This is a genomic window from Paenibacillus sp. FSL H8-0034, assembly GCF_038000305.1.
Taxonomy (GTDB): domain Bacteria; phylum Bacillota; class Bacilli; order Paenibacillales; family NBRC-103111; genus Paenibacillus_S.
Map to the genome: position 1 here is coordinate 57501 of NZ_JBBOBS010000001.1, position 18728 is coordinate 76228.

General features: G+C 46.4%; 15 protein-coding genes (1 of these 15 only partly in view). 1 reads left to right on the plus strand and 14 read right to left on the minus strand.

What is annotated here, in order from left to right; all coding sequences use genetic code 11:
* The 6 genes from ligA to NST47_RS00290 all read right to left on the minus strand — a co-directional run.
* Positions 1-877, minus strand: partial view of an NAD-dependent DNA ligase LigA gene (gene ligA / locus NST47_RS00265; RefSeq protein WP_341153454.1) — the 5' end (the start) only. It extends 1142 nt beyond the left edge of the window; 877 of the gene's 2019 nt are visible here — the first part of the coding sequence; the start codon lies at positions 875-877; the stop codon falls past the left edge of the window.
* Between the two features lie 81 nt (positions 878-958).
* On the minus strand, positions 959-3328 hold the full coding sequence (gene pcrA, locus NST47_RS00270; RefSeq protein WP_341153455.1) for a DNA helicase PcrA: 2370 nt from the start codon (positions 3326-3328) through the stop codon (positions 959-961).
* A gap of 37 nt (positions 3329-3365) precedes the next feature.
* Positions 3366-4046, minus strand: a complete 681-nt coding sequence (locus NST47_RS00275) for a heptaprenylglyceryl phosphate synthase (protein WP_445667434.1) — start codon at positions 4044-4046, stop codon at positions 3366-3368.
* A 348-nt stretch (positions 4047-4394) separates the two neighbouring features.
* Positions 4395-5258 carry a spore coat protein gene (locus NST47_RS00280; protein WP_341153457.1) on the minus strand — a complete coding sequence of 288 codons (864 nt, stop codon included), beginning with the start codon at positions 5256-5258 and terminating at the stop codon, positions 4395-4397.
* A 23-nt stretch (positions 5259-5281) separates the two neighbouring features.
* A complete protein-coding gene (locus NST47_RS00285; RefSeq protein WP_341153458.1) occupies positions 5282-5527 on the minus strand; it encodes a spore coat protein in 246 nt (81 codons plus the stop codon).
* 70 nt (positions 5528-5597) lie between these two features.
* Complete coding sequence (locus tag NST47_RS00290; protein ID WP_341153459.1) at positions 5598-7121, minus strand: phospholipase D family protein; 1524 nt, start codon at positions 7119-7121, stop codon at positions 5598-5600.
* Between the two features lie 348 nt (positions 7122-7469).
* On the opposite strand from NST47_RS00290, the gene NST47_RS00295 reads away from it, so the two are divergent.
* Positions 7470-8009, plus strand: a complete 540-nt coding sequence (locus NST47_RS00295; protein WP_341153460.1) for a general stress protein — start codon at positions 7470-7472, stop codon at positions 8007-8009.
* Positions 8010-8226: 217 nt separating this feature from the next.
* Here NST47_RS00295 and NST47_RS00300 read toward each other — a convergent pair whose 3' ends face one another.
* The 8 genes from NST47_RS00300 to NST47_RS00335 all read right to left on the minus strand — a co-directional run bounded on the left by NST47_RS00300 (position 8227) and on the right by NST47_RS00335 (position 18699).
* A complete protein-coding gene (locus NST47_RS00300) occupies positions 8227-9192 on the minus strand; it encodes a DUF4340 domain-containing protein (RefSeq protein WP_341153461.1) in 966 nt (321 codons plus the stop codon).
* Entirely contained in the window at positions 9189-10577 is a 1389-nt protein-coding gene (locus NST47_RS00305; protein ID WP_341153462.1) for a GldG family protein, read from the minus strand. The genes NST47_RS00300 and NST47_RS00305 overlap by 4 nt, the downstream gene beginning before the upstream one ends.
* A gap of 106 nt (positions 10578-10683) precedes the next feature.
* A complete protein-coding gene (locus tag NST47_RS00310; RefSeq protein ID WP_341153463.1) occupies positions 10684-11397 on the minus strand; it encodes an ABC transporter permease in 714 nt (237 codons plus the stop codon).
* A complete protein-coding gene (locus NST47_RS00315) occupies positions 11390-12592 on the minus strand; it encodes an ABC transporter ATP-binding protein (RefSeq protein WP_341153464.1) in 1203 nt (400 codons plus the stop codon). The genes NST47_RS00310 and NST47_RS00315 overlap by 8 nt, the downstream gene beginning before the upstream one ends.
* Before the next feature lie 254 nt (positions 12593-12846).
* Positions 12847-13224: a hypothetical protein gene (locus NST47_RS00320; RefSeq protein WP_341153465.1), complete on the minus strand. Its 378-nt coding sequence runs from the start codon at positions 13222-13224 to the stop codon at positions 12847-12849.
* 53 nt (positions 13225-13277) lie between these two features.
* A complete protein-coding gene (locus tag NST47_RS00325; RefSeq protein WP_341153466.1) occupies positions 13278-15101 on the minus strand; it encodes a bacterial transcriptional activator domain-containing protein in 1824 nt (607 codons plus the stop codon).
* A gap of 120 nt (positions 15102-15221) precedes the next feature.
* Positions 15222-15896 carry a tetratricopeptide repeat protein gene (locus tag NST47_RS00330; RefSeq protein WP_341153467.1) on the minus strand — a complete coding sequence of 225 codons (675 nt, stop codon included), beginning with the start codon at positions 15894-15896 and terminating at the stop codon, positions 15222-15224.
* Between the two features lie 88 nt (positions 15897-15984).
* Positions 15985-18699 (minus strand): immunoglobulin-like domain-containing protein, encoded by a 2715-nt coding sequence (locus tag NST47_RS00335; protein WP_341153468.1) that lies wholly within the window; start codon positions 18697-18699, stop codon positions 15985-15987.
* Positions 18700-18728: the final 29 nt, after the last annotated feature.

The window sequence follows — 18728 nt, forward strand, 5'->3', positions numbered from 1 at the left end:
TGATTTTGATCACGATTCCGTCGATCAGAAAGTCATAGGTATGGCGCATGGCTGTGATGCTGTCCAGTTCGCCTGCTGCGGCTTCAATAGAATCAAACACCTGTATCAGCGGGCTGACCTTGAAGCGATTGTTACGCAAAAATTCAACCATGGCTTCATGGTTCTCAAAGCGGAGTCCATCTGTGTAGCCAACCTGGTAAAAATAGGCGTTAAGCTTACGGCTGTCTGTCACCTTTGGATTCAGGTTGCGCAGAGCACCTGCCGCGGCATTCCGGGCATTTTTCAATGGTTCTATCGCTGTCTTGTTGTATTCCTCCAGTACGGACAGGTTCATAATGCCTTCGCCCTGAACCTCGATAATTCCATCACGGTATGAAATTTCTGATGGTATGGACCGAATTGTTTTGACCTGCGCCAGAATCCCCTCGCCAATGACGCCATTACCGCGCGTTGAAGCCTGAACCAACTCCCCATGATCATAGGTTAAATTCAACGTCAGTCCGTCAAACTTTAACTCCATGACAAAGCTAAGCGGCGGCAGCGGATCCTCGTCATTCTGATCGTTGTATTCATTGACCAGCTTGGAGGCTCTTGTATACCAGATCATGAGTTCGTCTTTATTTTGTGCCTTATCCAGACTCCACAAACGTGATTTGTGCCGATGCGGGTCAAAACCTTTTAATATCTGGTCTCCTACGCGCTGAGTAGGCGAATTGGGCAGGGTAATGCCCGTAGCCTTTTCCATTGCGACCAAACGGTCGTAGAGGAGGTCGTAATCCGCATCACTGATGCTCGGTTGATCCATGGTGTAATAGAGGTGATTGTGGCTGTAGATTTCTTCAATGAGAGCCTTCATCGTCTCCAGAGAATCCGTCATATAAGTAAAACCATCCTTTCAAGGTTCGACTATGTAAAAATCGGCGCCTCATTGTTGCGAAGCGCCTTGATGTAAATACTTTTATTCATTATGCCTGGTGATAGGTGCAAACTTGGCAAGGAGACGCTTCAAACCCGTAGGTGCCGGAAAAGCAATCTGCAGTTCTGTATCATCACCTGAACCTTTGATCGTCACGACGGTGCCAATTCCCCATTTGCCATGTGCTACCTTGTCGCCTGTTTTGTAATCAGTCACCTGAGCACCACTGCCCGCTCCCGTTTGATCGCCCGGAATGGTTGAACGAACGGTAACGCCGGAAGAAGGGGTGCCTGTTCCTGTGCGGAAAGTAACGCTTTTACCTGCTCCAGGGGCGGCCGCTCCGCCACCATAACTGCTGCTTGAGGAGCCGAAGCCTCCGCCAGTGCTTCCATAACGACCTTCTTTATTCCCCCAGGAGGGACTGCTTGAACGACCGCCAATTACACCGGCAGGCGCCGCCATTTCCAGCAATTCCTCAGGAATCTCTTTGAGAAAACGTGAGGGTGCATTCATATTGGTCCGTCCGAACAATGTACGCATTCTCGCACACGTTAAGAACAGCTCCTGCTCAGCCCGAGTAATGCCCACATAAGCAAGTCTGCGCTCCTCCTCCAGCTCCTCGTAATCGTTAGCCGCACGGCTGTGAGGGAAGACACCTTCTTCCATACCAACAATGAACACAACAGGGAATTCCAATCCCTTGGCACTGTGCATGGTCATGAGTACAACGGCATTGCCGGAATCGGCTTTTTCCTCCTCAGTTTCGTTCATTGTATCGATGTCGGCAATTAAGGCGAGGTCCGTCAGAAAAGCAATCAGGGTTTTATCTTCATTGCGCTTTTCGAATTCCATGGTTACGGATAAAAACTCATCGATATTTTCCAGCCTTGCGGTGGACTCGATCGTTTTTTCACGCTGCAGCTCGATTCGGTACTGCGTCAGCTCGAGCAGCTTTTCTGTAAGCTCGGTAACGGATAAATAATCAACCATCCGATGCATATTGTCGATCATTTCGCGAAAATCGGTTAACGCATGCTTGGCTTTGGCACCAATTTCCATGCCATCGATGTCCTCCAGCTGTGCAAACAAGGAAATCCCCCGGCGAGCGGCTGCTTCCGTCAATCGTTCTACTGTTGTGTCTCCGATACCACGCTTGGGCACATTAACAACACGGACAAAGGAAATATCATCATTTGGATTGGAAATCAACCGCAAATAGGCGAGAATATCTTTGATTTCTTTACGGTCATAGAACTTGATGCCGCCGATGATCTGGTAAGGAATATCGGATTTAATCAGTATTTCCTCAATGACCCGCGATTGTGCATTGGTACGGTACAAGATCGCATGATCCTGATATCTTTTGCCCTTATCCACACGTTTCTTGACTTCACTTGTAATGAAGTAGCCTTCCTCATGCTCGGAATCAGCCTGATAAAAACGGATTAGGGCGCCACCGTCCTTGCTCGTCCACAGGTTCTTCGCTTTGCGTCCTGCATTGTTGGCAATGACTTTATTGGCCGCATTCAGTATGTTCGAGGTGGAACGGTAATTTTGCTCAAGCAGGATCGTTGTGGCATTTGGATAATCGTTCTCAAAGTTCATAATATTGCTAATATCGGCACCACGCCACCGATAAATCGATTGGTCACTGTCACCTACAACACAAATACGCTTATGCTTGTCCGCCAGCATTAAACAAAGCATATACTGCGCTTTGTTCGTATCCTGATATTCATCCACGTGAATATATTGAAATTTATTTTGATAAAAATCGAGTACATCCGGCTCTTCCTTGAACAGTTGGATCGTTACCATTATCAAATCGTCGAAATCGAGCGAGTTGTTATGCTTAAGCTTTTTTTGGTACAGCTTGTATACCTTGGCCACGACACCGTCAAAATAATCGCCGATTGTATTTTCGACCATCTCTGGTGTTTTCAATTCATTTTTGAAAGCTCCCATTGCAGCCTGAACCGCTTTGGGCTCGAACTTTTTGGGATCAAAGTTAAGTTCCTTCATGCATGCTTTAATGACAGACAACTGGTCGCCGGAATCCAGAATCGTGAAATTGGACGTAAAACCAATTCGGGAAATATCCTTGCGCAGCATCCGCACACACATGGAGTGGAACGTCGACACCCAAATATCGCGACCACTTGGGCCGACCAGCTTGCTGACCCGATCCTGCATTTCGCGAGCTGCTTTATTCGTAAATGTAAGGGCAAGAATGCTCCATGGAGCCGCTTTGCGAGTTGCAATTAAATAAGCAATCCGGTGCGTCAGCACACGGGTCTTGCCGCTGCCGGCTCCAGCCATTATCAGAAGAGGTCCATCAACCGTCTCAACGGCTTGCTTTTGCGGGGGATTCAAGGTTTGTATCGAAGCAAAAACATCAATCGTTTCATTCATTTCGTATCTACTCCTTTATTACGGCTAGCTGCTGCTGTTAACGGTCTTTAACCGCCTGTACGGTAGCCAGCGCCTGTTCAAATGCATCATACACCGCGTTGCCTACAACTATGGTATCCGCAGCCTTAGCGGCCTCACGGGCCCGATCCGGGCCATCAATTCCCCCGCCGTAGAACAACCGTGCATGTTTAATAACCTCGCGTGCTTTAGACACAAGCCTCATATCGCCGAACATTCCACTGTACTCCATATATACAATTGGGCACCGGAACAGCTGATCTGCCATTCGCGCAAAAGCCTCTACATCTTTGACATCCAAATCAGTGTCGGCTTGTGTGACCTGTGCAGCCGTTGATTCCTTATTCATCATAATGTAGCCTTCCGTCACAACCTGCTTCCAATCCAGCAGTGCACCGTATTCACGCAGAGCCTGATGATGATGCCCAACAATCCAATTCGTATCCCGGGTATTCAGAACAATAGGAATAAAAAATAAATCAAAGCCAGGTACAATCGCTTCCTGAGTGGAAATTTCCAGTACACAAGGCACTTCATATCTGCGAATTCGCGCCAGCAGATCGACTGTGTTATCAAAGGTAACACCTGAAGAACCGCCTACCAAGATGCCATCTGTTCCGGACAAGCACAAACGATCCAGCTGTTCGTCCGACAGCTCCCGATCCGGGTCCAGCTTGAAAGTATGCTTCCACTGCTTCATATCTACTAGCAAAAGGCCGTGCCCCCTAAGCATTCGTTCTATAATTAGCTGCGCTATCATACTCGATTATGACGCTATAAAAATTAGTCTATGCTACACAACCACAGGTGTCAAATGGCTATTACCGGATCACCAACTGATCCCAGGCCATCCTGAAGACTACTCATGCTGCGATAAAAATTACATGGAGAGGTGTGAACATAATAGGAAAAGAAATCGAAACATATACGCAAAAAGAGTAAGCGTTAAGTGTGATATAGATTTCATTATACAGGAGCGATCATATGTTCTCAATGAAAAAAAGACCCCGCTAGCTCATAGCCGGAGTCTGCCTTGTTATTAAGTAAATTACAATATATATTTGCCGCTCGAATCGTTTGTCCGATTGGCCGTTGACTGCGACGTTGATCCCTGTAAGGAGCTGTCACCTTCCTGATTATCTGTCCAATTAAAGCTATTGCCCCCGCGTGTGGCTTCATGACTCTCAGAGCCTGCAAACTTGGCGCTGGAAGCTCCTGTGACCGAGGAAGCGGTTGAATAAGAAGTCTGGTTCTGCCCGTAGCCAGACCCGCTGCTTTGCGTTGGGTTCATACCCGAATTGGAGTTGATATTCGAGTACCCGGACGAATAACCTTGTCCATAGCTACTTGAACCAGAAGAGCTGTTCGTCCCCTGAGATCCGTAAGAACCTTGATTCCCTTGATTGCCCGAATATGCGGAATTGGACGGGTACGAGTAGGCCTGCGTCTGTTGGTAAGGCTGATAGGATTGATAGGCCTGCTGCTCTGCTTGCTGCTGGTATAAGCCGGACCCAGAAGTATTTGCTTGCTGCAAGGCTTGCTGTACATTGGAGTGCAGCTGCTCCACTTTATTGCTTTGCTGCTGCAGCTGCTGCTGGACTTCTTGCTGCGGGGCCATTTGGACAGAACCGTAGCCGTTCATTTGTGAAAGCACACCGAACAGCTGGGCTTGATCCTGCATCGTTTCATTCGCAAGCTTTTGAAAGGTTTGACATAGAACTGGATTGACCGCTTCCAAAGCCGCTGTCGTATACTCGCGCGCGCATCGCTTCAGCTCGGATAATAACAGGTTACCCCAATCCAATTCCTCCAGTACATTACCCTGTTGATTTTGTTGGCCTTGTTGATTTTGTTGAGCTTGTTGGCCTTGTTGATTAAACACCTGTTGGTTCCCATAGTTTGATTGGTACATGGATTCTAACACCTCCTATCGGTTTAGTGGGTCAAATACGTTTGCTGCTGCAGGGCACTCAGCAATTGGTCGGAATGATTGAGGCGGTCTTGAGCGATCTGCATAAATTGCTGCTTCAGCTGCGGCGTAAAGGCTTCAGTAGCTGCTTGTGCAGCCAATTTGGCCAGCAAGTCCTCGTTCTTCAAGCAATCTGTTACGTATAACAGCTCCTTGGTGCTAATCTTTCCAGCCCCGGATTGTTGTTGGTTGTTCTGCTGTTGTGTGTACACAGGCATTCCCTCCTTTCATAGGTTACAAAAGGTAGGTTGTCCAGTATGTGGAAATGTTATGTATGTCTATTTAAAAAGTAGTCACCCCCAGCCATTCCTGTAACCGGTACATCCATTCTTTGATCCACACACTCTTGTCCTTGAAGGCCTCATAGTCCAATGTGTAAGGAGCACCTTCGTTGTTCCACAGGCGATTAAAGTATTGACGAAGCTGAAGGGCCAGCTTGCTGTCTCCGGGCGCGTTAATCCCCAGATTGGTCTCCAAATTCAAATCATCGAGATTACGTTCCGTGAAATTGGCGGAGCCGTTATTGACCACAATTCGATTCGTTTTATCAATAAATAGCAGCTTGGTATGGTACTGCTCGTTTGTGCCATTATACCAACGAATTTGGATTCGATTGTCTGAAGCGTTCAACAGCTCTTGAGCCACAGGCCGATTGGGTACTCCGATTTTATCTCGACCAAAAGCATTCTGGTTCGAGTCCAGGATGAGACGAAGCTCAGCTCCGCGTTTGGATGCTTCAATCATTGCCTTGATCACCTGGCGATCTGCCAAATAAAACATACCCATCCATACCTGATCACCAACTCCCGCTTCGGACAACGACTGTATTACATGCTTATATATTTTCCCTTCGGTCAATAACTGAACTTCAATGTCTCCCTCCTCCAGGCCATTAGGCGTGTATTGAGGAAAAGGAATCTCTTTCCCGCCGCTCGAAAAATTAATTACGGCCTGTTCGCTTGCCAAGGCATCCCCGATGATATCCCCACGAACTAAAAAGGCTGAGTTGGAATTATAGGCACTGGCATCATGGGCGTTGGCTGATGGAACTATGAGTGCTCGTTCCGTAGCAATCACCTTTCGATGGTTTGCTTTGACGTTGATAAGCTTCAAATAGGAACGCAGCGACATGGAAGGTGCTGTATCCACCATTGGGTTCGGCAGCCAGCCCTTGCCAGTTTGACCAAACCATTGAACGAATGTACGCCAGACGGCTGAATAGGAAGGGATCGAATCACGCAGCGGATTAACATCACTGATCACAACTTCTATCCCCCCTGCCTTTAATCGCGCCAGCTCCGGAGGCATAGCAGAGCCATACATCGTATTGACCTCATCCGTGATAAAAATAATCGGCATCGTAGGATGTCGCTTTTTCTGCTCAAGCAGCTTCTCGGTCATCAAACCGCTAAGAGGCGTATATAAGGTTCCCTCCTTGTAGTAGCTGTTAAATAAAAACATATCGATCACAATAAACTGCTCCGCTTCGTCTATAACCTGGAACACTCTATCAAAAATCATCGTTTCCTGCACGGGCAGCACTGTTTTTTTGTAGGTCAGGTCGTAGAGAAACTCCACATCCTTCACATAATGCACAGGACCTTCCATTGAAAGGCCCGGAGGAAGCTGTTTATGTGTCTGATAAATCATGACGATGGTTAGCCATAGAATGAGTACACAAAGTAGAACAAGATACAATCTTCGTTTATTACGTATTCTCCGGGATCTTGGTGGAACTGGCTCCAAGGAGGCGATGTTCAGATCATGATGAGTAGTTGATTGCTGCTGGCTATTATCCTCTTCCATCGAGCCTCTCTCCTTCAGTTATGATACTTTCTAAAATATTGAGCTCCACTGATCAGGAGGGCAGTATTCATACTTACATACCTTTCTAAGCATCCTTCTGAAACATACGTAAATCCTCGATAACCAAGCAAGTCCTCTTCCAGTCGGTCTGCCATACGCATACAAAAAGCAAGGTTTCATTTCCAGAAGAGCGGGTAAATACATAGTGCAACGAGCGTTACAAAGCACAACAAGGTATTCAAATGCAGCATATTGAATACCGGTTAAGAGACCCTCTAGTAGGAACTTAAGCAATGAAGTGAACGGGTTTAACCGATTCAGCAACCATAATCCAGGGAGGTAATAATCATGAATAACGAAAAGAAAATTATTGGTGTTTTCAAGTCGGAGCAGGAAGCTGTGAAAGCGATCGAATCTTTGAAACGTCAGGGCTATACATCGGACGATATTTCAATTATTGCCAGAAATAAGGATGATATTGCTGCTGTAACGGATCAAACCGGAACAAAAGCTCCAGAAGGTCTGGCGACTGGTGCGGCTACTGGAGGTTTGTTAGGCGGAGCTGCTGGCTTACTGGCAGGTCTTGGATTGCTGGCTATTCCCGGAATCGGACCGATTCTTGCAGCGGGTCCTATAGCAGCTACACTTACAGGTGCAGCCGTGGGAGCAGGAGCAGGAGGACTGGTTGGCGGATTAATCGGTTTGGGCATTCCTGAGGATGAGGCTCGGCAGTATAACAATTATGTCGATGAGGGCAATATCCTCGTGCTGGTCGATTCTGATGCCAATCGTGATAACTATACGTACGACACATTCCGTGAAAATAATTCTTTGAACTCCAATACTTATGATCGATCCATGAATACGACAGGCAACCGATACAATTAACTGTAAGCCTGAAGTTACTATTCGTAGTTTCAACACTAAGCTGTACTCATCTACTGGGTACAGCTTTTGGGTTGAGCAAGTATACAGCGTCTGATCCTGTTTCCAGCAGAGTATTTCTTTAATCGAACAAGCTTGATCTAAACAGAAAGAACCCGTATACGACCCTGATGGGCGATACGGGTTCTATTCAGGTTTTTATTTGGATTCGTCAAGATTCCTATTGAGCCGCTTTGGGCTGCTCTGCCGTCGGCTGTCCCTCTGTCTGTGCTGGCGGATTGCCTTTGTCTGCGAGCTCCTGGATGGAAGCCGCTGGAAGGGCATAAGCCCACTCACTGCCTTCCTTACTGAACCATACGGTGTCCTGCTGCTGCTTGCCAACATAGACCTCTGTCGTTTCCTTCTTCGCTGAATCAACCAGCTTGACCTCTACACGAAGCTCAGGCGTATCCAGCTTAATCTCTGCTGTGTGTTTGGCCGGTTGCTCGGTACTGATCATCTGCAGCTTGTCGATAACCTGAGTCGCATCTGCAGCCTTAAGCGTCTGTTCACCAAGCTTCCAGTCGGACTCGTACGATTTTTTGTCAGCATCGACCTTGGTCAAGGTCCATTTCTGTTCTTTCCAATCCACAGTCATGGCTCGCAGCTGCTCATAATCAAGTTTAACCGGATTTTTATCCATAAAGTCGATTTGGCTCAGGGTAAGCGGCTGTGTCTTCGTATCACTGAGCTGGAATACCTCTGGTGAGCCGCTGAACATCGCATAGTGGAAACCTTGAATCGCTACAGGATCACCTACACTAAGCGTATGGACAGTACCATTTTGCAGCGTGACCTTGAACTCCTGCGCTGGCTTGGCAAGTCCGAATGGCGCCAAATCGGCCGCATTTGCATCTACTGTTTTATCTTTGCTGAGGGAAATGAAAGATTCAACCCAACCATCTGCGCTAAACTTATCGAGTGGCAGAGGGGATGGCTTCGTCATCGTCCAATTCCCGTCTTTACGCTGCATTTCAATCTCGTTATCGCCATTTTTTATTGAATAGCTTGCTACTTCGTCCTTATTGATTGTGGCAAGTGCTACTGATGGTTCCGGCTTCTCCTTGAAAAAATCCTTGCTCTGAGCATACCAGAAGCCACCAATACACAAGATCACAAGTATAAGCGTCGGAATGAGTCGCTTCATCCTTTTCTCCTCCTCAACCAAATCGTTCCGCCAACGACCAGGAAGAGTAATGGGAATGCAAATAAAGTACCGTACAAAATCGTATTCGCCTGACTTCCTGTTATCAGTGCTTGCTGCAGCGCATCACCTTCACGAGGACGAATCGTTACTTGATCCTTCTGCTCCTGCAGCCAGCCTACGCTGTTCAGTGCAAAATCACGATTGCCCTGCTGCTGAAGAACCTCATCAACGAAGAATGAGGAACCGCCCAGTACGACAGCCTTAGGCTTTTGCTCCTTCGTTTCAACAACGTATCCCAGATTAAGCGGGCCCTTAATGTCCTTATCGTCCTTGGCCGTACGATTGCTCATGAGCTGAACGATATCGGTTTCCCCATAAGCCGCATCCGTCGTCTTAAGAATCGCCGTAACTGGAAAATCAGCTACAGGTTGGTCCGCATTGATTGATACAGCCAAATTCATCATCGTTAACAAATTGTAATCCTGCAGCTTCTTGGTAATTGCATGGAAGCCATATTCAGGTATGATCGTGAGTGGATCGTACAACTGGCTCTGCTTCGGTTCAATCGCTATCGCATGCTGATCCTTGATTCCGTATTGCGACAGCAAGCCGTCGATATTTTTCCATTGGGTTGCCATATCCTTGTTGAAGCCAAGCGCGATATACAGCTTGCCCTTGCCCTTCAAGTATTCATTGATAACACTCGTTTCTTTATCACTGATATCCGTTGTCGGACCGATGACGAACAGCACCTCGGCATCGTCGGGAATTTTGCCCTCACGCAGCAAATTCAGATCAGCGATCTCGTAATTCTCGCCTTCCAGTCCGTTTTTCCACAAATTCATTTGATTAAGCGGAATTTCATTATGACCAGACAAGAAATAAATTTTGCTTTTGGTCTTGGCATTCAAATTAACCAACGCTTGAGTCAGCTTCTCTTCTCCGCTAAATTTATACTCACCCTGCTGCTGTCCAGGCAGAAACATGTCGGAATAATACAAGACTTTCTTCTGCGTACCGCTTTCCAACACGAGTGTTCCCCCCGGGTCAACGTCGTACTGCTTGGCCATTGCTGGCTGCTTTACGATATCGTAATCATCGGAGACGATTTTGGCATTGCGTTTCTTGTATTCTTGAATCAGCTCATCCACCTGGCGTTTGATATACGGATTGGTCTGATCACTCGTCAAGGTGATGAAATGAACGTCACTATCAAGTGATTTTAACGTTTCCGTCGTTTTATCGGATAGGGTGAACTTTTTATTTTGCGTTAAATCAACCTGCAAATTTTTCGTGGAGTTGAGAAAAATGGTCAGGATGATGAAAATACCAATTACCGCAAGCGATAATACGACGGCATTCGTACCGCGAATCCACTTATTCACTTAGACTTTCCCCCTTCGAGTTTCGTTTTAGCGAAACAAACTTCGTAAGCATGAGCTGAATTTTGCATAGCAAAATGATGCATGTAGAGACTGCTTGTTTCACTGATTATCTCCAGCGTTTTCTCTCCAGCACTTGGATGCTGAGCACGATAAACACGATAATCAAGGTAACATAAAACAAAATATCAGCGAAATTCAGTACACCCTTCTGCAAGTTCATACCACGGCCGATTATGGAAAAGAGACCGAGATAGTCCTTAAGCTTACCTCCAAGCAAATCACCTAACCATTCCACCGTCCAAAACATCAACAGTATGGCAAAAGCGACAATTCCGGTAACCATCTGATGAGCAGACAAGGAGGAAGCGAACAGTCCTACGGACATCATAGCCGCTCCTATCAGGAACATGCTCAGGTAAGATAGCCAAAATATAGGCTGATCCAGCGTTCCGTAAGCGCTCATAATCCAAGGGTAAATCAGGCAGCCTACCACCAGCATTAATTGGACAACAGCAGCAGCCAAGTACTTACCAATGACAATTTCAGTGATGCTCGCTGGTGATGTCAGCAGCAGCTCATCCGTCCCTTGACGCAGTTCGTCTGACATCAGTCTCATCGTCAGCAGCGGAATAATCAGCAGAAAGACAAACGTAACCGTACCAACCACCGGGCGAACATCAACAATATTAGGCGGGTTTAGGAAATTGGCGCTAAAGAAATAGCCTGAAATCAGAAAAAAGAAAGCAAACGCTGCGTACGCTGTTGGTGAGTAAAAGTATAGCTGCAGCTCTTTTTTGCAAATGGCCCCTATTCTACGCATTTGGATTCCCCCTCTTATCCTCACTTGAAGAAGCTGTGATACCGCTCTCGTTCTTCAAATGGGATGTAGTAGAAGAAAGGCTATCTGATACACCGTTACTTGAAGCGGTGGGATCAATCGTTTCATTCGTTGTGAGCTTGAGGAAAATATCCTCCAAGCTCAAGCTTTCCTTGCGCATTGCAAGGATGGGATACCGCCGCTCGGCCATGCGGTAAAAGATCGCTTCGCGAACGTCCACACGGTCCGTGGCGGACACAAGTACCCGCACGGTCGGCTCCGCCGCGACCGTGGAAGACAATGCCTGCCCTGCCGCAGGCTCGGCTGGCACAGCTTCCGCGCCCACACCGTGCTCGGGCGCGTCTGGATTCGGCTGCGGGGCAAGCGCAGCCGAATCGGTTGCTGCCGATCCTCCGGCAGCGAGCACATCCGCCAGCGGCTTTACGCTGGCGATCTGCGGCAGGCTGCGCAGCTCGGCCAATACCGCGTCGCGCGGCCCTTTTACTTCAAGCGAGACCTCAAATGTCTCGCCCATCGATTGCGCCAGCTGATCAGGATGTCCATCCAATACGATGCGCCCTTGATTGATAATCAACACCCGATTGCATAACGTATTGATCTCGGGCAGGATATGAGTACTGAGCAGCACCGTATGATTTTCACCCAACTCGCGAATGAGCTGACGAATTTCAATAATCTGCTTGGGGTCCAATCCCGATGTTGGTTCATCCAAAATCAATAAATCGGGATTATGCAGAATCGCTTGTGCCAGTCCCATCCGTTGTTTGTAGCCTTTGGACAAGCTGCGCATAATCTGACGCTCCCGTCCCTGTAAGCCAAGACGTTCGATGACCTCACCAATCCGGTGTTTTTGCTGCTTCACAGGAATTCCGCGCAGATCGGCAATAAATTGCAAGTACGACTGTACCGACATTTCCGGATACAGCGGTGGCGTTTCCGGCAAATATCCGATCTTCTGCCGGGCCTTCCGTGGATGATCGGACATCGATAAGCCATCAATTGCAATGGACCCATGGGTCGGATTCAAATAGCCGGTAATCATCCGCATGGTCGTGGTTTTACCCGCCCCGTTTGGTCCCAAAAACCCGACAATTTCACCGCGGCTCATGGAAAAATCGATGCTGTGGACCCCTCTTTGGTTCTCGTACAATTTGCTAACCTGTTTTACCTCAAGCACCTCAAAACCTCCATTCAAAACGAATTATACCTTCTTCAAGCCATGTCCACTTTTCTGTCTGCTTAACCAAAGCAACCATAATATACAAGCCCAACAATAAGCCCAGCTTAAACGAATCTGAAAATTCGCTTAAAAAAATGTGTCTAAAATGTGAACAAACAGGTTTGATCCCTAAAAAACAAATAAAAGCTGTAAAATGGGGTCCGCTCTGCGCAAACCTCATTTCACAGCTTTCTTTAATACTTTATATCCGTTCATTCAGCAGCTTCCTTAAGCCTCTGCATGATGGTATATTCATCAGGATATACCATCGCATATTGTGTTAAGCCAACGATTCGAAACAATCGTTCCAGATACGTAGATAAACCGCACATAAAAGTGTAGAGATTACCTATTGCCCGTTCACGAATAAGCCGTAGCAGTACAGCTATCCCTCCGCCACTACTGGAGCTAACACGGTAAAAATTCAAAATTAATGCCCGCTGCTCAGTCTCCAAGCCTCGTGGGGAATCGCGGAATCTAGACAACAAAACGTCAAACTGAATCGTCAAATCCCCATTCAGCTCCAATATTATCACTGAACCTGAATATCTGACCTTCATCGATAAAGTTTCCGCTATCGGAAGTACCATCTCGTTCGTTCCCCCTGTCGGTTCACTTAGTTAATACTTATCGGAAAGGCTATTTACATCGTTTCAGCTTCCTCATCACCTGTGGAGCTTCCCCCAGAAACCATTTTACTCATTGCTGAAAAAGGTACCCAACCCAACTCTTTGCGGCATACCTGCTCCCATTTACCATACCAGCGTCGAGCTTCAGGTTCTCGACCAGTTGAAATCAAAAACTCGATAAATGCCTGGTATCCTTCTTCTTCTAGTGGCCGGATCTCAATCCAATGGCCATAGTAAACTTCCGCAAGTTCACGCTTATCTTGGGTACTATAATACAGTGCCATTTTCCGCAAAATACCGACCTGTTTGTCAACTAAAGATTCCCGGTAAGCCTCAAGCCAATCTACATAGTGCAGCTCGGGAATCAGATCTCCATACAACTGCTTTGCTTGATTGTAGAAATCGATTGCAAGCTCATAATCCGTTCCCCAGGCCTGATCCCCCATCCGTATCAGGTTGTGATAATTGACTAAATCGACCTGGCCCAGCAATTGTTTATTAAAGCTGAGTGTCCCGTCCTTGATGACAATAGCCGACTCCATCCGCAGTTCTTGTTTCAAGGTTTGCTTTAGCTGATGAATGATGACATACAGTTGATTACTCATTTTATCTGCGTCGACTTGCTGCAGCAGCACTTCCATCGCCCGTTCCTTTGGCGCTGACAGATCGGGCTGTATGAGCAAATAAACAAAAAGCTCCAGCGCCTTTTTCCGCTTCCATTTCACATTTTTAACTTCTATATCGGCATTGTTGAATGTCAATGTTCCAAAGCAGCTAATATTCCAGCTTCGCTCTGTATTAGGCTTAGTTACGTTCTGTACCCGCTGCCGCGACTCCCATCTGCGCTCCCACTGCGCTATCCAAGCCGAATAAGAAGAGTTATTGACCAGTTCCAGCCATGCCTGGAGCTTAATATGCAAGTGATCTGCGTCTATGCGGCCTCCCCGCCATTTGGCTTGCAAGTATCGAATACCACATACCTGAAGCTGAATAGGCATATCACTGCTCAAAGCAGCCTCCAGACGATTCAGTTGGTTCCACAAGCTATCACCGATCTCACGCTCCGCCAGTAGCGCCGCTTCCATTCTCCGTATCCAATACAAAGCAGCGTATTCATACGACAGCTCATCGCTTTTCACGGTAGAGAATGCACTAAACGCTTGCTCCCATTGCTCACGTCGGCTATGTATAAGGCCTTTAATGAATTGTCCCCATGTATACAGCGCTGGATCGAGCCTCGATTTCTGCTCTGCATGTATACCCATTCGCTCCAGTTCCAATTCGCTTACATCCGATATCGGATCCAACAGACGGTCAGCATATAACTGCATACAGCACAGGTTGGCACCTGCTTGTATAAAAAGTGCCTCCGCCTCCTTGTATGCAGAGACTTCGCCCTCTAGTGTATCAATTAAATATGAGCCCCGAGCCAGTACATGAAGAACCTTCCCCCCCACGAACGACTCTTTCCTTTCCCACTCCATATGTAAAAATCTCAGTAATGTCTGAGCATCCTGCCATTCTCCGATCCGTAAACAAACAGCAGCCAACTGCGCCATCGAATCCAACATCATGAGCTGTAAACCCATCCTGGCAAAGCCTTGAACAGCTTGTTTCAATAAAGCATAGGCTTCAGCCAGCTCACCCTTGTGTGCACATTGCTCACCTTGAAGCTGCAGCAGCAACGCAGATTTGCAGATCCATGTATTTGGTAGCTGATCAACCAGTTCCAAGCTTACGCTGCCACCGTCCATAAGAATCCTTTCCATACTCCAAACCGTTTCCTCGTACCGCTGCTCATTCATGAGTTGAACTATTGTTTGAGCTGTCGTAATCAATTATTCACCCACTTACTGGCTATTTTTTTGAAATTCTGAATGAGCATTTCTATAAACCTGAGAGATTGCTTCTATACTATCAAAACCTGATTAAAACAAATTAATTAGAACATTAAGCGTTTATTTGATGGATGACACTTGAGTTTGCATGGCAGCAGCCACTTGTTCGACTTCAGTACGGCCCTTCGTATTCTGAGGTGTTTTTTGCAAATATACTTGCAGTTGTTCGACCGCTTGATCATACTTTTGCTGCTCCCGAAGACATAGTCCCACAAATCGATAGGCCTCAACATAATTAGGGTCACTGCTGAGCGGCTGTAAAACTGCAATCGCCTGCGCGTAATCCTTCTTTACATAAAGTAGCTGCCCTTTTTTGAATAGCAGATCTTGAAATGCAGGATTATGTTGAAGTCCCAACTCAATAGTCGCCAACGCCTCATCCGGTTTATTTTGCAGCATCAAAATTCCGGCTTTGTTGTTATAGGCTTCTGTTGTCCCAGGCGTCTTTTGAATGGTTTGATTATATTGAGACAACGCTTCTTCCAGCTTATTTTGCTGCCGGGCAATGTTGCCAAGCGCAAAATGGTATTTACCTTCCCCAGGTTCTTTGTTGATTCCTTTCATTAACAGCGGCTTGGCCTCTTCCAGCTTGCCTTCTTTGATCAGCTTCGTTGCCTGCACATATTCTTGACTCGTACTTTCCACCTGCTTCGGAAAAAGAATCGGATATATATACCAGATCGCCGCTACAAGGATGATGCCGATTAGACCCAGGACCCATTTGTTTTCTTTCATCTCCAGCCTCCAATCGGCAAATTCTTCCTTTATTTTCGCCGCAAATAGAAAAAGAGTCAACCCTAAGGTTGACTCTGGCTTGGTAAAACTAGTCTTGATACACGTAAATGGTTACTGTAGGTATTATGCTGCTGTCCGAACTTTTCTTAAGACCAGCAATTTGTATTTCATATACACTGCCTGATACCCTTGGACTTGAATACCGGAATCCAAAGTATGTGCTATTAATTACAGAATAAGTATTAGCAGTAGCAGATGGATTGGAAGTAACCGTTACCCCAAGAAGATCATTTGAATCAGCCGACAATGCATCACTAAATCCAACGATTAAGAAGTCAGATGCATTAGCTCCTGCCACATGGAGTGCAAGATTTGTATCATTAACATTATTAGCACCGCTCACGCCACTATAAACCGAATTCGTAACCGAAGCCGTCGTGTTGTAAGTTAGATAAGTTACCGTAGTTACTGAAGTTGAAGCTTTAACAGTAACTTCGAAAGCTTTAGTACCAGAGTTGCTGCCGCTGCTAACAGTAGCTGTTAATGTTACTACGGTGTCAACTGCTGGACGTACTACAACACCTGTATTGCTAACCACAGCCGTGTTCGAGGAAGACCATGTAATGGTTGTTCCATTTGCTGCGTCTGTTGTTGCGAGAGTAAGGTTTTGTGTAACCGAAGTAGCTGAATCACCAATTGCATAATCAATTGCTAGCGCATTGATACTTGCAGCCACAGCTGTTTCTGAATTTCCAGTAGCTTTAACAACTGTTACTGTAAAAGTTTTTGTAGCAGTGGATGTACCTTTACTGATTGTCGCCGTCAACGTTACTGATGTGTCAGCCGTCGGACGTGTAACAGTACCGTCGTTGTCGACTACAGAAGTGTCCGAAGATGACCATGTAACGGTTGTTCCATTAGCACCTGTTGTTGGCAAGTTAAGACTGCTTTTAACGGATGTGGCTGAATCACCATTTGCATAACCAATTGTCAATGCGCTTTGAGCTGCATTTACATCTGCAATATCAGGTGATACCTCTACTGTACCGCCTCCAGCTTCGATGGTTATAGTGATGCGCGCAACTGCACCTGTATCCCCAGTCAATTTGACTGTGAACGTTACTGTGATCTTTACAATATTGACAGTCGAAGTTACATCTAATGCAAGGCTTGTTACTGTCGAAGCAACGGATACATCAGAAATAGCACCCGCCCCATCCAACGATACCTTGATATTTGCTGTAACTACCAAAGATTTTAATGTAGAGCCTGTCTGCGTTTTTACATTCGTGTTTGCACCCAGGTTCAATGCTGCCACGGAAGTGCTGCCACCACCGGTTGTTGGAGCATTTACATTAATAGTTACACCAACTGCAAGACTAGTCACGTAGACTGCATCTGTAATCGTACCTCTAAGCTGAACTTCTTTGCCTGCAGCTCCCGCTCCGATATTGATATTACCAAAGCTACCTTTAGTCGCTTCAATAATGGCACCGGAACCTACATAAGTGCTAGCTATTACTGTAGTTCCCTCTGTTACAACACGAACCAATGCTGTTTGGGACGCATTAGTATCAATTTTCAATTCTACTACAATAACAATATTAACTAATTTAATAGAATTAGGGCTACCTGAAGCAACAACGATATTGTCCGCTTCAATATTTCTGAGCGTAATTTCGCCTGTCTCACCAGGATCAAGCGTCAAAGTCCCTTTAACTATGGTCTTGGAACCATCAGCAGGACCATAAGTATCACTTGCAGTTAATCTGATATCTTTATACGTGATACCGCCGTTTGCAAGCAACTGTTTATCTGTTACTGAATTATTGGAGCTACCATTGCTGCTGCTTCCACTTCCTCCAGTTGCTGCACCAGTTACCGTAATGCCTGTGTCTTTGCCTAAGTAGCTGAGCTTATACACAGTTCCACCTGCTTGCACGCTAGTTGTTAAAACAACTACCGTTGTGCTTCCGGATTTCAACTCTGCTTTGGTAACTGTCAAGTTGTTATCAAATGTGAAATCGGATGCAGACACGGTACCTACTGCTTGATTGAAGGTCACTTCTACTGTTGTATTGTTCGTTACGACAGCAGAGCTAACAGCCAATGTTCCAACAGCAAGTGCTTTTGCCTTATTGATGATAGAGTCCTTGTTGTTCTTGAACTCATAGGCCAGACGAGCAACCGCTTGTCTTTCCGAATTGTCTTTAGGACTGAATTTGACAGAGCCTGCTCCATCGTCAATACCTTGCAAGAAGCCTACTTTGAAAGCAAGCGATACATCCGCTTTAGCCCAATCGGAAATCGTATTCAGATCGGATACGTTGGCATCAGCAGCAACCTTGGTTGCTGTTTCTTCAAGACCTAGTGCGCGTATAAAAAATACGGCTAGCTCTTCTCTTGTTACTTTCGCGTCAGGAGCAAAAGTAGTAGCTGAATTTCCTTGTGTGATTTTGGATTGAACCAAAGCTCCGACAAAACCTCTGTACCAGCTGTTTTTGTCCACGTCTGTGAAGGCAGCCGCTTGGTCAGGATCTTCTTTCAACCCCAGGGACAACACAAGAATTTTGGCCAATTCGGCGCGGGTGATCGATTTACGCGGTTGAAAGCTTCCATCCTCGTAACCACTGATTATCCCACTATCGACCAAGCTTTGAATTTCCTTTTGCGCGTAGGAATCCGCGATGTCCTTCAGTGGCACTGCTGCAGCGCCCCAAGCTAATGCAGGCAAAAGCAAACTGAACAACAGCGTGAACACAAGAACAGAGCTGATCTTACTGCGTGCTTCTTTCAAAAACATTGTTTCTCCTCCTCTTATTCTGTTGTCAA

Coding starts and splice junctions, on each gene's coding strand:
- NST47_RS00275 (WP_445667434.1), bottom strand. CDS start 4,046: ATGAAGCAGTGGAAGCATACTTTCAAGCTGGACCCGGATCGGGAGCTG.
- pcrA (WP_341153455.1), bottom strand. CDS start 3,328: ATGAATGAAACGATTGATGTTTTTGCTTCGATACAAACCTTGAATCCC.
- NST47_RS00300 (WP_341153461.1), bottom strand. CDS start 9,192: ATGAAGCGACTCATTCCGACGCTTATACTTGTGATCTTGTGTATTGGT.
- NST47_RS00290 (WP_341153459.1), bottom strand. CDS start 7,121: ATGGAAGAGGATAATAGCCAGCAGCAATCAACTACTCATCATGATCTG.
- NST47_RS00310 (WP_341153463.1), bottom strand. CDS start 11,397: ATGCGTAGAATAGGGGCCATTTGCAAAAAAGAGCTGCAGCTATACTTT.
- NST47_RS00280 (WP_341153457.1), bottom strand. CDS start 5,258: ATGTACCAATCAAACTATGGGAACCAACAGGTGTTTAATCAACAAGGC.
- NST47_RS00330 (WP_341153467.1), bottom strand. CDS start 15,896: ATGAAAGAAAACAAATGGGTCCTGGGTCTAATCGGCATCATCCTTGTA.
- NST47_RS00335 (WP_341153468.1), bottom strand. CDS start 18,699: ATGTTTTTGAAAGAAGCACGCAGTAAGATCAGCTCTGTTCTTGTGTTC.
- NST47_RS00320 (WP_341153465.1), bottom strand. CDS start 13,224: ATGGTACTTCCGATAGCGGAAACTTTATCGATGAAGGTCAGATATTCA.
- NST47_RS00295 (WP_341153460.1), top strand. CDS start 7,470: ATGAATAACGAAAAGAAAATTATTGGTGTTTTCAAGTCGGAGCAGGAA.